The 12,099-nt window shown below is 68.8% G+C and carries 9 protein-coding genes and 3 tRNA genes; 5 read left to right on the top strand and 7 right to left on the bottom strand.

Going from position 1 to position 12,099, the window contains the following annotated elements; all coding sequences use genetic code 11:
• The first annotated feature begins 21 nt into the window (after positions 1 to 21).
• Positions 22 to 1,614, top strand: coding sequence for an FG-GAP-like repeat-containing protein (locus QMG73_RS14930; protein WP_281895832.1), 1,593 nt, complete (start codon positions 22 to 24; stop codon positions 1,612 to 1,614).
• A 641-nt stretch (positions 1,615 to 2,255) separates the two neighbouring features.
• On the opposite strand, the gene QMG73_RS14925 is transcribed toward QMG73_RS14930, so the two are convergent.
• Positions 2,256 to 2,328, bottom strand: a tRNA-Arg gene (locus QMG73_RS14925).
• A gap of 35 nt (positions 2,329 to 2,363) precedes the next feature.
• Positions 2,364 to 2,454, bottom strand: a tRNA-Ser gene (locus QMG73_RS14920).
• Positions 2,455 to 2,927: 473 nt separating this feature from the next.
• Between QMG73_RS14920 and QMG73_RS14915 the strand changes: the two genes are divergently transcribed.
• Entirely contained in the window at positions 2,928 to 4,367 is a 1,440-nt protein-coding gene (locus QMG73_RS14915) for a hypothetical protein (RefSeq protein WP_281895829.1), read from the top strand.
• Positions 4,368 to 4,607: 240 nt separating this feature from the next.
• On the opposite strand, the gene QMG73_RS14910 is transcribed toward QMG73_RS14915, so the two are convergent.
• Both QMG73_RS14910 and QMG73_RS14905 read right to left on the bottom strand, forming a co-directional pair.
• Entirely contained in the window at positions 4,608 to 5,375 is a 768-nt protein-coding gene (locus tag QMG73_RS14910; RefSeq protein ID WP_281895827.1) for a CPBP family intramembrane glutamic endopeptidase, read from the bottom strand.
• The gene (locus QMG73_RS14905) at positions 5,372 to 5,908 is read right to left on the bottom strand and encodes a pyridoxamine 5'-phosphate oxidase family protein (RefSeq protein ID WP_281895825.1); all 537 of its coding nucleotides are present in this window, start codon (positions 5,906 to 5,908) and stop codon (positions 5,372 to 5,374) included. Before QMG73_RS14905 ends, QMG73_RS14910 begins: the two co-directional genes overlap by 4 nt.
• Positions 5,909 to 6,118: 210 nt before the next feature.
• On the opposite strand from QMG73_RS14905, the gene QMG73_RS14900 reads away from it, so the two are divergent.
• Entirely contained in the window at positions 6,119 to 7,234 is a 1,116-nt protein-coding gene (locus QMG73_RS14900; RefSeq protein ID WP_281895824.1) for a globin domain-containing protein, read from the top strand.
• Here the strand turns inward: QMG73_RS14900 and QMG73_RS14895 are convergent, their stop codons facing one another.
• A complete protein-coding gene (locus QMG73_RS14895) occupies positions 7,235 to 8,755 on the bottom strand; it encodes a peptide deformylase (protein WP_281895823.1) in 1,521 nt (506 codons plus the stop codon).
• A gap of 432 nt (positions 8,756 to 9,187) precedes the next feature.
• Here QMG73_RS14895 and QMG73_RS14890 point away from each other — a divergent pair, with 432 nt between their 5' ends.
• A complete protein-coding gene (locus QMG73_RS14890; RefSeq protein ID WP_281895987.1) occupies positions 9,188 to 9,910 on the top strand; it encodes a hypothetical protein in 723 nt (240 codons plus the stop codon).
• Between the two features lie 157 nt (positions 9,911 to 10,067).
• On the opposite strand, the gene QMG73_RS14885 is transcribed toward QMG73_RS14890, so the two are convergent.
• Positions 10,068 to 10,595 (bottom strand): YbhB/YbcL family Raf kinase inhibitor-like protein, encoded by a 528-nt coding sequence (locus tag QMG73_RS14885; RefSeq protein ID WP_281895821.1) that lies wholly within the window; start codon positions 10,593 to 10,595, stop codon positions 10,068 to 10,070.
• Positions 10,596 to 10,807: 212 nt separating this feature from the next.
• A tRNA-Ser gene (locus QMG73_RS14880) sits at positions 10,808 to 10,896 on the bottom strand.
• Positions 10,897 to 11,106: 210 nt separating this feature from the next.
• Here QMG73_RS14880 and QMG73_RS14875 point away from each other — a divergent pair.
• Positions 11,107 to 12,036: an NAD(P)H-quinone oxidoreductase gene (locus QMG73_RS14875; RefSeq protein WP_281895819.1), complete on the top strand. Its 930-nt coding sequence runs from the start codon at positions 11,107 to 11,109 to the stop codon at positions 12,034 to 12,036.
• Positions 12,037 to 12,099 lie beyond the last annotated feature (63 nt).

Below are 12,099 nucleotides of genomic sequence, written 5' to 3'. Positions count from 1 at the left end.
GGCGTCATCACGATGGCGAGCGTGCCTGCCCCTGCGGTGGCGGTGCCTCACGCGTCGGCGGCGCCGCACACCACGGTGACGCGCGATGGCGCCCGGCTCGACGTCGAACGCGCCCACACGGTCGGTGTCGCCGCACCGAAGCTCGCGGCCGCGGCGACGACGTCCACGATGGACCTCGACCGCGACGGCAAGGACGAGATCGTCGCCGGCGGCTTCATCGACAACGGCTACGGCGTGATCGTCACGTACTCCGGCCTGCCACAGCGCGACCTCATCGAATCGCCGATCTTCTCGCCGACGCGACCCAACTTCGGTGACGCGATGACGTCCGGCGACTTCAACGGTGACGGGTACGGCGACCTGGCGGTCGGAAACCCGGGTGAGTTCGCGCCGACCGGCGCAGACCGAGCCTTCGGCGGCGCGGTGTGGATCTTCTACGGCGGCGCGAGCGGCCTCAATCTCGACCAGCCCCAGCACATCAACCAGAACGTCGCAGGCGTGCCAGGTGACATGGAAAGCTACGACATGTTCGGGCATGCCGTGGCCGCCGGTGATCTCAACGGCGACGGCCGCGACGACCTCGCCATCGGCGCGTACGGCGACAAGGTCAACGGTCAGCCGAACGCCGGCTCGGTGACCGTCCTGTACGGCGCCGCCGGTGGGCTGGCCACCACGGGCACCCAGTTCCTGACCCAGGAGACCGCCGGCATCCCCGGCACCGCCGTGACAGACGACTCCTTCGGATACGGGCTCGCCGTAGGAGACATGACCCGGGACGGATACGCCGACCTGGCCATCAGCGCGCCATCGGATACCAACGCCACCAACGAAAGTGGCCTGATCATGTTGCTTCGCGGCAGCGCGACCGGCGTCGTCACCACCGGCATCACCTCGTTCAACGGCGCATCACGCGGTCTCAGCGCCATCGGCGAAGGCATGGCGATCGCCGACATCGACGGTGACGGCGACGGCGATCTGGTGGCCGCCGCACCGCGCAGCTGGATCGGGTACCTCATCTACGTCCCGGGTGTGGCCGCCGGGCTGGACGTCGCCCGCGTCAGGACAATCAGCATGGAGACGCCGGGCGTGCCCGGCGATCCGAACGTCCACCTACCCGACGAGACGCCTCACGCGTACTTCGGCAACGCCCTGTCGACCGGCGACGTCACCGGCGACGGCCGTGCCGACGTGCTCACCGGTGCCATCACGTACGACGCCAACGGGGTACGCGACTCGGGCGCGGTCTTCCTCATCCCCGGCCAGGCCGGCGGTCTCACCGGGGCTGGCACACTCATGCTGACCCAGCGCGCCGCCAGAGCACCCGTACGGCGTGCGCAGCCCGGTTGCCAGCGCCCGGGGCAGTACGAGTACTTCGGCGAGGCCAACGCCATTTTGAACCTGGACGGCGTCGGCGCGCTCGACATGCTGACCGGTACGAGCGGCGAGGCGGAAAGCGGCCTGATCGTCAAAATCGGCATGAAGTACGCCTCCCAGCGCCCCGTCGCGGGCCGCCCGGTGCCGGTTCGCGTGGCGGGCGCTCTCACCGTGACAAGCTGCCAGACCGGCGCGACCCTAGGCGCCCACTCAGCAGGCCACACCCTCCTCCACCACTAACACTCCCCCCGCCCGCGCCTTCTCCGCCGATCAAGGGCGAATGCACGTGGTTGGATCTCTTTTCCGCGTGCGTTCGCCCTTGATCCATGCAGATCTCCTTGATCGGCGCTGCCGATTCAGGCCGCGCGGTCGCGACGACCGGCGCCGGCCGCGGCCTGGCGTCAGGGCGAGAGCGACGACCGATCTCGGGCAGCGGCGGCGCCGGGCACCAGCGCCCGACCGGATCGTCCCGTTGCGCGCCGCAGGCCGCCGGCGGCACGGCGGATCTCGTTGATCGGCGTCCGCGCCGCCCAAGGACGCGCGCGCCAGATCTTGGCGCTACGCTGCACGGCGACCCACCGGGGCAATCTGGATGGGTTACGGCCGAATGGCGCCCCAACGCCCCAAGATCTCAGCGCGCGGCGTCGTGGGCCGTAGTTCTGCGGGCCACCGTGGCTCTGGCGGCGCCAGCGCGCCAAGCTCCCGCATACCGACGCTTGATCGAGGTGCGGGCCACTGAATGTTCGGCGTGTTGCCGCCGCTGGGAAGCTTCCAGGCCGTCGCGGCCAGCGACCCTTGCCCTAGGACCCACAACCGCATGGCATCCCGGAACGACGAAGGGCGCCCCCTCCGAAGAGGAGAACGCCCTGGTCAAGATGTTGCGCGCCCGAAGGGATTCGAACCCCTAACCTTTTGATCCGTAGTCAAATGCTCTATCCGTTGAGCTACGGGCGCAGGTGCTCGACCAGTCTACATACCCGGCCGTGGCGCGGAGACTCCGGGATTCGAACCCGGGAGGGGCGGTAAGACCCCAACCGCATTAGCAGTGCGGCGCCATAGACCAGACTAGGCGAAGTCTCCAGGTGGCCCTCTCAGGCCACCGCCGGTCGAGGATACCGTGACCGCCTGCCGGGCAGCAAAGAGGTACGCCGTTTCCGGGAGGTGCGCCGCGCTGATCGGGACTAGGCTCCCACGACATGGAGGAGGACCAGCGGTCCAGCGGCCGGCGACCCCGGGCGACCGGCCAGCGGGCCGAGCCGCAGGAGAAGGCCACTGGCCGGCAGGCCAAGCCGCGCGGCCGCAGCCCGGAGGCGGCGTTCACCCCGCCCGAACCCGAGCCTGAGCAGCCTCGGAAGCAGCCCGCCAATCGGCCCGAAGCTTCCCGTCCGGCGCCGTCGGTGCTCTTCCAAGCCCCGGCGCCACCGCCGGCAACCCCCAGACCCACCACCCCGCCGCCCGCCCCCGAGCTGCCCTTCGATGTCCCTCGCGGTGAGCCGTCCGCACGAAGCGAGCCATCTACACAAGGCGAACCGTCCGCACATAGCGAGCGAGCCGTGTCGCAGGACGAGGGCACACCGGCCAAGCCAGCCGAACGCGCGACCAAGGCGACGCGGGCCAAGAAGGCCCCGGCCAAGGCGACGCCACCAAAGGCTGCGCAGCCCCAAGCCGCAGCTCCCGGCGCTACATCCGCCAAGGCGGCGCCTGCCAAGAAGGCACCGATCAAGGCCGCACCAGCGAAAGCCGCACGGGCGAAGGCGGCGCCACGCTCGACGGCGACGGCCAATGAGATGTCCGCCACAGCTGCGCCGGACGACACGGCAGCCGCGCCGGCGGCCGAGCCCGCATCCCAAACCGCGGTCACGCCGCCAGCGCCGGCTAAGAAGGCCAGAAAGGCAGCGTCCGCGCGTCGAACCGCCGCGTCGGCAGAGAGCTCACCAGCCGAGACCGCGACGCCAGCCGGGACCAAAGCGGCAGCCGAGACACCGGCCGCCACCGCTACCACCGCCGCACAAGAGCAAGTCAAGACGCCTGCCACGCAGGAGCGCGCCGCGACGTCAGCCGCAAGCCAGACCAACGCCGCGCAGGAGCAAGCCGCGACACCGGCCGCCACCGAGAGCGCCGCTACACAAGAGCAGGCCGCGACGTCAGCGGCAAGCCAGAGCGCCGCCGAGCCGGAGCAAGCTACGAGCGAAAGAGCGACCGCACCGGAGCAGGTCGAGGCGCCGGCCTTGAGCGCGAGCGCCTCGCCGCACGAGCAAGTCGGCGCGACCGCGGGAACGGAACCGATTTCGCCAGCCAAAGAAGCGTCCGTCAAGAAGGCGGTCAAGGCCGCCAAGAGGGCTGCCGCGCCGGTACGGGATGAGGCGAAACCACCGATCGTGGTGGCGCCGCGCGCGGTACCCGGGCTGCTGGACCGGCCCGGCCATGCGCCCGAATTGCTCGCAGCGACCGCCGTGCGGACCATGGGCCCGCGCGCTCGCGCGTGGGCTACGCAGACCCGAGCCACCTATCCGGCCGCGACGCCTGACGGCCTGGCGCGGCTTGCGACGCAGCGGTATGTGCGGCTCGCTGGCGCCAGCGGGGTGGTTTCGGCGGTTGCGGGCATGTTCGGGCCGCTGGCGGAACTGGCCGCGCTCGGGTGGGCACAGGCTGGGCTCGTGCTGCATCTCGCGGCGGCGTATGGGCACGATCCGACGGACCCGGAGCGCGCGGTGGATCTGTTGGTCCTGACCCGGGTGTACCCGACGGTCGAAACCGCGCGGGCGGCGCTCGCCGCTGCCGAGGTCGCGGAGGCCGAGGACCAGCCGGTGCAGCGTGCTGCCGAGGCGCTCTGGCGGGTCGCGGCGCCGCTGGCTGGGCAGACTGGTGGCTGGCTGGCGATGCGGCTGGTTGCGCGGGCTATCCCCGGGGGCGCGGCGGTCACCGCGGCGGCGGGCGACGCCGCCGCTGTCGCGCGGCTCGCGAGCCGCGCTCGCGCGCACTACCGCGCTTGATCGGCCGCGCCGATCAAGGAGAACCGCATCGATCAAGGGCAAAACACGCGGAAAAGAGATCAAAGCACGCGCATTCGCCCTTGATCGGCGGAGAGAGGGGCCCGGCGCGGGCGGGGCGAGAGCGGCGCGGGCGGGGCGCGGCGCGCGGACGCGGCGGAGAGAGCGATATTGGGCTACCGCGATGCCCGTCGTGCGCGAGACCGTTGCTCCCGCGGCCTCACCGTCCGCGGCTACCCGGCGTCAGAGCCAGGACCAATGGTCCTTGAGCAGGGTGTATCCGACGAACGCCACGACGTCGAGCAGCGTGTGCGCGATTATCAGTGGCACCACACGCTTGCAGCGCAGGTAGAACAGCGCGAACACCACGCCCATCACCGCGTTGCCAACGAATCCGCCGAACCCCTGGTAGAGGTGGTAGGAGCCGCGGAGCAGCGCGCTGGCCGCGACGACGGCGCGGATCCGCCAGCCCATCTCTTGCAGCCGGGTCATCAGGTATCCGACGACGATGACCTCTTCGAGTATCGCGTTCTGGGCGGCCGCCAAGATCAGTACCGGTACCGCCCACCACACGTCGTTGAGTGCGGCCGGTACGACGGTGGCGTTGATGCCGAGGGCGTGGGCGCCGAAGTACAGGCCGAGGCCGGGGATGCCGATTCCCACCGCGAGCAGCGCACCCCACCGGAGGTCGAACGCGGGTCGGCGGCAGTCGATACCGAGCGCCCGCCGGCCGTCGCCATCGCGGTTGAGCAGGTGGAGGGCGAGCAGGACGGGTACCAGGTTGAAGAAGATGCCCAGGAGTTGGTACGTCAGGTCGAGGTACGGCCGGTCCGACCGTGATGGGTTGAGCGTGGCGGTCTGCTGGGACAGCGACTGTTCGGCGGTGAGCCGCGCGATGATCGTGACCAACGAGTACACCGCGCTCGCGCCGAGCGACACACCTAGGACCAGCAGAACCTCGGTGCGCCGGACGGCGCGATCCACAGGAGACGAGGCAAGGTCAACCGTCACCCGACCACTGTGCCCGACGTTTGGGCCAACTGCCTCTCCCGGACGCCGAAGAAGTCACCCCCTTTGCGGCGTACGTCGTCGGTGCCCCACGCCCGGTCCCGCGGCACCTTGATCATCCGTGGGATGTGCTTGGCGCAGTGGATGTACGCCTCCTCGACGAAGACCCGCACCCAGCGTTCGGCGCGCCGGCCCGGTACCGGGTCGACGGGCAGGCCGGGATGGGTGGCGCGCATGACGTCGTCGTCGACGATCGTGGCCGCCCCGTTGACGTGCAGGCCGATGACGTCGCGTACGAAGTCGACGAAGAGGAGCCCCACGTGGGCGTTCTCCACGATGTTGCCGAGACTGGCGAGCACCCCGTTGCCCCGGTACTCCGGCCAGGCCAGCACGCGCGGATCGAGCACGTTGACGAAGCCCGCCGGTCCTGCCCGAAATGTGCAGTCGCATTCGCCGGCGGCATCGGAGCTCGCCACGAACATCATTTCCTGTCTTGCAAGAAACTCGATCATCTGGGGGTTCAGGTGATCGAGCATTTGCTGTGTGTAGAACCTTTCGGCCCGCTCCGCCGTACCGCATTCTTGCTGCAAGAGATGCTCGCCGCTCATATCGGTGCCTCCCAACCTCACGGCGCGTGGCGAAACGGTAGCGAGGAGTGTTCAGGTTAAGTCGCACACTCTGTGCGACTTACCGGCACGTTAAGTCGTCACCCTGAAACTCTCGTGCTCTCCGAGAGAAGGGCTTCAATGGGTAATCTCTCGCGGTTGCTCAAGGAGAGCTGGACCCTTGTCGAGGAGCAGCAGGACAAGGTCGCCGGCTATTTCTACGCGCGGATGTTCCTGTCCAACCCGCACCTGCGGACGCTCTTTCCCGTACACATGGATGTCCAGCGGGCCCGCCTGCTCGGCGCCATCGTGACGGCGATCCAGACCCTCGACGATCCGGAACGCTTCGAGGACTACCTACGCGCCTTAGGACGCGACCACCGCAAGTTTCACGTGCAACCAGAGCACTACGACGTGGTGCGGGACGCGCTGCTGGAGTCGCTCCGGACGTTCGCCGGGGAGCACTGGGGCGTCGAGTACGAGCAGGCGTGGTCCGACGCGTACAACGTGATCGCGAAGAAGATGATGGCCGGCGCCGACGCGGACACGAACCCGCCGTTCTGGCACGCCGAGGTGCTCTCGCACGAGCGCCGCAGCCGCGACATCGCGGTGTTCACACTCCGGCCTCTCCAGCACACACTGGAGTACCGCGCCGGCCAGTACGTCAGCGTCGAGGCGCCTCGCTATCAGCCGCGACTCTGGCGGACGTACTCGATGGCCAACGCCCCGCGACCGGATGGCACCCTCGATTTTCACGTCCGGGCGCTCGGCGCGGGGTGGGTCTCCAGTGCTCTGGTTCGCCGGGTGAAACCCGGCGACCTGCTGCGGATCGCGGCGCCGATGGGTTCGATGACGCTGGACCGCAAGTCGACCCGCGACATCGTCTGCGTTGCCGGGGGCACCGGACTGGCCCCGATCCGGGCCCTCATCGAGGAGCTGACCCGCTACAACCGCACCAGATGGGTGCATGTGTTCTTCGGAGCCAAGGACCGGGAGGATCTCTACGACCTCGACGAACTCAACCGATTGGCGGCGCGCCACCCGTGGCTGTCGGTGGTGCCCGCGTGCAGCGACGACAAGAGCTTCACCGGCGAGCAGGGCAACATCAACGACGTGGTGGCGCGCTTCGGGCCGTGGGAGAACCACGACTTCTTCGTCTCCGGCTCGGCGCTCATGGTGAAACACACCCTGCGCACGCTGGCGGAGATGCAGGTGCCGGCGGTCCGCATCAAGTACGACGCGTTCGGCGACATCTGATCAGTATCGCCAGGGCGTGCCCGCCTCCCGGTACTCCTCGACGGGCACCAGCGGGACGCCGGGCGTCATGCGATCGGCGTAGAGCCGGCCCTCCAGGTGGTCGATCTCGTGAGCGACCAACCGGGCCATGCCGTGCTCGAACGACGTGATCACCCGGCTGCCGTCCCAGTGCGCGTGCTCGACGTGCAGCCGCAACGGGCGCGCCACCAGGCCGCGCACATCGAAAAACGACAGGCATCCCTCGTACTGCTCGTCCGCCTCGGACGACGAGTCGACGACCCGGGGGTTGAGCAGCACCACCGCATCGGCGCCCCGGTCGACGGGGCGCACGACGGCGGCGGCCCACGGGATCCCGATCTGCGGCGCCGCGAGCCCGACGCCCTTGGCGAAGGAGTGCAGCTCCTCGACCCGGTCGAGCGTCGTCATCAGCCGCTCGATGATGCCGCGCGCGGCCTCCTCGTCGGCCGGCAACACGAACTGTCGCGCCGGCTGGCGCAGGCTGTCGGCCCCCCGCTGCACGATGCCAACAGACCGCATCCGCTCGCTCGCGCGAGAGCCACCGCGACCCGACCTCGGCGGCGGGCCGTTCGCGCGGAAGCGCCACTCCAGGCGGTACCGGGCGTTGAGCGGCGGCGACTCGGTGGTCCACTCGAAGACCATCCGGTCGTTCTCCGAGCGTTTCACCAGAGGAGTACGCAGCGGCGCCTCCTCGGACGACAGCGACGTCTCGACGCCCCACACCTGCGGGTCGAGCCCTTGAGGGAAGTCCAGGCGCACCGCGAGCCGCCGGGTGGGCAGCCGCACCGCACGCTGGAACCACTGTCCCCACTTCTCGTGGCCGACCGTGTAGGCGTACTCGATCGTGGTCCGCTGCCCGGGATAGAGCGGGAACCGTCCGTCCGCGTTCTCGAAGAGGAGCCACACCTCTTTGAACGCGTCCCGGTCGTGCTTCTTACGAAATTCCATCGCTTCGCGACCCGGCTCTTCGCCGCACCATGCCTGGAGGTCAAGCTCAGCGAAGCTGAGAGGATGCTCGCGGTGGTGCCGGTTCGAGCGTTCGGGATCGTTCGGGTACCGGTCGACGGCCACCCGCACGAGGTAGCGCGTGACCGGCTCGGTGCCCGCGTTGTAGAGCGAGCGCCGGATCACGCATCGGTACGAGCCCTCCCGGTAGGAGAGGGTGGCAACCTCCTGTTCGACGATCAGGCCGGTGCCGGGCGGCAGCCACTGCTCGGGTACCGGAGGATCACGGTGGCTGGCCGCCGCGGACCGCGCGTGGCGCAGCTCGTCATACTCCTGGTACCGCTGCCAGATCGCGCCGCCGGCGCCGAGCACCGCCTCCGCGCGCCGCGCGAAATCCTCTGTGGGACGGTGGCGGCGCCCTTCGACGTGGCTCACGTAGGAGGGGTCGAAACCCATCCGAGCAGCGAGCTGCTTCTTACTCAGGTTGCGCTCGGTGCGCCACCTGCCGAGTTCGGACGCGAACGTATCGGCCGCCCGCTCGATGGGCGATGTCGTCATGCTGGGTCCCTGAGGGCCGGGACCTTCAGTCTCCTTTCCGACTCCCCTGTGCTCACGAGGAGTGCCGCGTTCCCGACAAAAGCCTTGACAAACTCGACCGGGCGTTACTCGGACATCACTCTACGTAGAGGTTGGATCCTCTGGATCTGGGTACCACTCTCGGTAACCACGGATACCGTGAGTGACACATGAGACAGGATTGCTCCATTCTCTGGTTAGCCTTGCCTTAGTAGGCTAGGGTTGGCCATCGGTCCTGGAACGAAGGGAATTGTTCGGCGTGGCATCGGTGGCACAGCGGCAGACCAGGCGCATAGCCGGCGGTCACTCGCGCACCGATCTTCACACCGGAGACGACGTAGCGTGACTACGGCCGTCCCCCACCGCATCCAGGCGATCGACCCACTGGCGCCGATCACCTCGACGCTGCGGTCCATGTTCGGCACCGACGACCTGCCAGGACTCGCGCCGGGCCTGATCGTCACGGGTGGCACCGGCAACTGGATCTCGGCGACCGACCTCGCCAGCGGAGCCCGCCTCGGCGATCTGCTCGCGGCAGCCAAGCGACGCTGGGAGGCATCTCCGCACGCGGCCGCCGCGCTCGCCTGGAAGTCCTACACGTACTGGCTGGCCCTCCCCGCCGCGCTCGGCTGGGCATCGGCGCGGCGCGTCCCGCTACTCGACCCAGCCAACGTACAGGTCAACCTCGATCGAGGACCGCTCCTGACGGTGGGCCTGCGCCGGTCGATCCCGGTGGCGGTACTGCCATCCGACCCGCTCGCCCTCGCCGGCCTGCCCGAGGTCCGGGTGGTCGCCGACGAGGCGGCGCTGCTCGCATCGCTGCGCGAGTCGCTGCTAGACGCCCACCTCACGCCCATGCTCGACGCCATCCACGCTCACGTCCGGCTCGGGCACCGCACACTGCTCGGTTCGGTCAGTTCGGGGATCGCACACGCCATCCTGCGGGCAGCCGACGTGCTCCCCGGCTCCACCGTCGAACACATCGGCACACTGTTGGCGGCGCTGGGCATCGACGATCTGATCGAGTTGGTCCCCGGACCGACCGGCGAGCCGACAGTGCAGCGCAAGACCTGCTGTTTGGCATTCACCTTGCCCAAGCCCAAAATCTGCTCCGGCTGCTGCATCTCCCCCCGCTAACCGCCACGTCCCACCCGCCGCGCACCGCACTCGCCGCAGCGCGGCCGCCCTCGCGGCGCCGAGCCTTTTCGTCGATCAAGGGCGAATGCACGTGCTTTGATCTCTTTTCCGCGTGCATTTGCCCTTGATCGATGCGATTGCCCTTGATCGGCGGTGCTCAGGTTTGGTACGTCCCCCGCAGCGTCGCCCTGGCCAGGGTGTGAAATGCGAGGTTGAACCCGACCACCGCGGGCGCGACGTCGGGGTTGACGTCCAGCCGGTCGACGTCGATGGCGTGCACCGCGAAGACATACCGATGCGGCCGGTCGCCACCGGGCGGTGCGCTGCCACCATAGGCCCGCGTGCCATAGTCGTTGCGCACGTGGAAGCCACCGTGCACGTCGCTCGCGCCGGCGCCGCGCTCAAGCTCCGTCACCGAGGCGGGCAGGTTGACCAGGACCCAGTGCCAGAACCCGCTGCCAGTCGGCGCGTCGGGGTCGTAGCACGTCACGACGAAACCGCGGGTCTCAGCCGGGAAGCCCGACCAGGCCAGGTGCGGCGAAAGATTCTGTCCACCGACGCTGTCGTGCGCGAACGTGGCGTCGAGCGGCTTACCGTCCTGGATATCGTCACTGGTGAGCGTGAACGACGGCACAGTTGGCAGCAGGTCGTACGGGTCCGGCGCAATAGGACGATCGAGACTCATGCCGCCATCCTTCCACTTGATCGCGGCCGGTGTGGCGACGCTCTGCCACGCCGCCGGATCCTGGCAGCGCTGTGCGCGGCGACAGGGAGACGACACACTTCCAGGGTTGCGTACCGAAACTTTGCCACGCATTTGCCACGACAGGTCAGCGGAAGCAAGAGCCTCGCTGATCTGGAATCCGCAGGCTAGACAGCCTCTTTGGCTGGTGAGAGCGGAGGGTGTGGGATTCGAACCCACGAGGACACTCACGCGCCCTAGCGGTTTTCAAGACCGCCGCCATCGGCCACTAGGCGAACCCTCCGTGGCCGCCGCCGGAGCGGCAGCCGTGCCTAGTGTGCCATGCCCCGCCGCCCGCTCGCCGATCGAGGACTAATCCATCGATCAAGGGCAAACACACGTGAAAAAGAGATCCAACCACGTGCATTCGCCCTTGATCGACGCGCAGGGCACGCGACGCGCAGAGCACGGGGAGCGTGGGCAGTGTGGGGCGGGTGTGGAGGAGGATGGAGGTATGCGTGCGGTCAGGATTGTGCGGCCGGGTGGGCCGGAGGTGTTGGAGTGGGTTGAGGTGCCGGATCCCACGGTCGGTCCGGGCGAGGTGCTCGTCAAGGTCACGGCCAGCGCCGTCAACCGGGCCGACCTCCTCCAGAGACAGGGGAACTACACGCCACCGCCAGGCTCATCCCAGTACCCGGGACTTGAGTGCAGCGGCGTGATCACAGCGACCAACTCCCCGGTCTGTGCGCTTCTGGCCGGCGGCGGCTATGCCGAGATGGTGGCCGTGCCTGAAGCGCACACGCTGCCCATCCCCCGCAACCTCAGTGTCGAGGAGGCTGCCACGCTGCCCGAGGTCGCGTGCACGGTCTGGTCGAATCTTGTCCAGATCGCCGGCCTCAAGAAGGGTGAGACGCTGCTCGTGCATGGCGGCGGCAGCGGGATCGGGACGTTCGCGATTCAGTTTGGGGCGGCGCTTGGAGCTCACGTGGTTACCACCGCGCGGCGGGCCAAGCACCAGGCGCTCAAGGAGCTCGGCGCGCACCAGACGATCGACTACACCGAGCAGGACTTCGCCGCCGAGGTCAAGGCCGACGTCATCCTCGACATCATGGGCGGCGCCTACCTCGATCGGAATATTGAGGCACTCGCCCGGCACGGACGGATCGTCGTGGTCGGGCTGCAGGGTGGTCGGAAGGGCGAGCTTAACCTCGCCGGCCTGATGGCGAAGCGGGGCACGATCTCCGGAGCGCTGTTGCGGTCGCGACCTCACGATGAAAAAGCCGCCATCGTACGCGGTGTGCGTGACGAGGTCTGGCCGCTGATCGAGTCTGGGGCGATCAAGCCCGTGATCGACCGGCGGCTGCCCATGTCGCAGGCGGCGGAAGCGCATCGAATTGTGGAGGCGAGCGAGCACCTCGGCAAGGTGGTACTGCTGGCAGAGTGAGGCCCCGACGCCGCACGTGCGTCGGGGCCTCAGCCGACCCTCCCCAGGTCGGGCCTGTGGGCT

The sequence above is a fragment of the Phytohabitans aurantiacus genome, from assembly GCF_027923225.1.
Taxonomy (GTDB): Bacteria; Actinomycetota; Actinomycetes; order Mycobacteriales; family Micromonosporaceae; genus Phytohabitans; species Phytohabitans aurantiacus.
This window is presented reverse-complemented; position numbering and strand designations above follow the sequence as displayed.